The 1,917-nt window shown below is 69.7% G+C and carries 2 protein-coding genes; both read left to right on the plus strand.

Annotated elements, in window-relative coordinates; translation table 11 throughout:
• Positions 1-252 (plus strand): acetyl-CoA carboxylase biotin carboxyl carrier protein (locus HMPREF0731_RS20510; RefSeq protein ID WP_007006143.1); only part of this gene is annotated, 252 nt, incomplete at its 5' end.
• A gap of 6 nt (positions 253-258) precedes the next feature.
• Complete coding sequence (gene accC, locus HMPREF0731_RS20515; protein ID WP_007006144.1) at positions 259-1,602, plus strand: acetyl-CoA carboxylase biotin carboxylase subunit; 1,344 nt, start codon at positions 259-261, stop codon at positions 1,600-1,602.
• Positions 1,603-1,917: the final 315 nt, after the last annotated feature.

Genomic DNA, 1,917 nt, shown 5'->3' on the forward strand with positions numbered 1-1,917 from the left:
GAGGTCTCGGCCAGCACGCCGGGCGCCGTCACCTCGCCGATGGTGGGCGTCGCCTACCTGGCCCCCGAGCCGGGCGCGGCCCCCTTCATCACCCTGGGCGCCAAGGTCGCCGCCGGGCAGACCCTGCTGCTGATCGAGGCGATGAAGACCTTCAACCAGATCAAGGCGCCGAAGGCCGGCACCGTGACGCGGATCCTGGTCGAGAGCGGCTCGCCGGTCGAGTATGGCGAGCCCCTGCTGGTGGTCGAGTAAGACCCCATGTTCAGGAAGGTGCTGATCGCCAATCGCGGCGAGATCGCGCTGCGCGTCCACCGCGCCTGCCAGGAGATGGGCATCCGCACGGTGGCCGTGCATTCCACGGCGGATGCCACCGCCATGCATGTGCGCCTGGCGGATGAGAGCGTCTGCATCGGCCCGCCCGCCGCGCGCGACAGCTACCTGAACGTCGCCGCCATCCTCTCCGCCGCCAGCATCACCGGCGCCGAGGCGATCCATCCCGGCTATGGCTTCCTCTCGGAGAACGCCAATTTCGCCGAGATGGTGGAGGCGCACGGCTTCACCTTCATCGGCCCGACCGCCGAGCATATCCGCATGATGGGCGACAAGATCGCCGCCAAGCAGGCGATGATGTCGCTCGGCGTGCCGCTGGTCCCCGGCTCGGATGGCGAGCTGTCGAGCCTGGAGGAAGCCCGAGAGGTCGCCGAGCGGATCAAGTATCCGGTGCTGATCAAGGCCGCCGCCGGCGGTGGCGGGCGCGGCATGAAGGTGGCCCAGGGGCCGGAGGAGCTGGAAGAAGCCTGGCGCGTCGCCCGCACCGAGGCCAAGGCCGCCTTCGGCAATGATGCCGTCTACATGGAGAAGTATCTCGACCGGCCGCGGCATATCGAGCTGCAGGTGATGGCCGACATGCATGGCAATGTCGTGCATTTCGGCGAGCGCGACTGCTCGCTGCAGCGCCGCCACCAGAAGCTGGTCGAGGAGGCGGGCAGCCCGGCCCTGACGCCCGCCGAGCGCGAGGCGATCGGCGCCCAGGTGACCCAGGGCCTGTCCAAGCTCGGCTACCGCAATGCCGGCACGCTGGAGTTCCTGTGGCAGGACGGGCAGTTCAGCTTCATCGAGATGAACACCCGCCTGCAGGTCGAGCATCCGGTGACCGAGATGGTCTGCGGCGTCGACCTGGTGAAGGAGCAGCTGCGCGTCGCCGCCGGCGAGAAGCTCGGCTACACCCAGGCCGATGTCTCGTTCAGCGGCCATGCCATCGAGTGCCGGATCACCGCCGAGGACCCGGAGACCTTCGCCCCCTCGCCGGGGCGGGTGACCACCTTCCACGCCCCGGGCGGGCTGGGGGTGCGGGTCGATAGCGCGCTCTACTCGGGCTACTCCGTGCCGCCGCACTATGACAGCCTGGTGGCCAAGCTGGTGGTGCACGGCAAGACGCGCGCCGAGGCGATCGGCCGCATGCGCCGGGCGCTGTCGGAGATGGTGGTGGACGGCATCCGCACCACCCTGCCGCTGCACCAGCGCATCATGGACGATGCCCAGTTCCAGTCGGGCGACTACACCATTCACTGGCTGGAACGCTTCGTCGGCCTGAAGGACTAAGACCGGACGGGCGGCACCAGGGTTTCTCCCGGTGCCGCCCGGCCACTTCCGGTGCCGCCGCGCCGCGTCCCCTGGCCCGGCGCCGTGGCCCCGCCCGCCGGATCATGGCGGGCCCGCCCTTTTCTTTTCATCTTTTCGCTATCCGACCCAGGCAGCCTGACGGCGATCCCTGCCGTTTGTCATGACAGGACGCCGGATTTTCGAGCTTCGGAACGAGTGATGAACGGCCTGACCTCCGTGCCGCCGCCCCCCTCCGCCGAGACGCTGCAAAGCCCGGCACCGCCCGCCGGGGCCGCGCGCCGCGCGCGGCGCTGG

It is taken from the genome of Pseudoroseomonas cervicalis ATCC 49957, assembly GCF_000164635.1.
Classification (GTDB): domain Bacteria; phylum Pseudomonadota; class Alphaproteobacteria; order Acetobacterales; family Acetobacteraceae; genus Pseudoroseomonas; species Pseudoroseomonas cervicalis.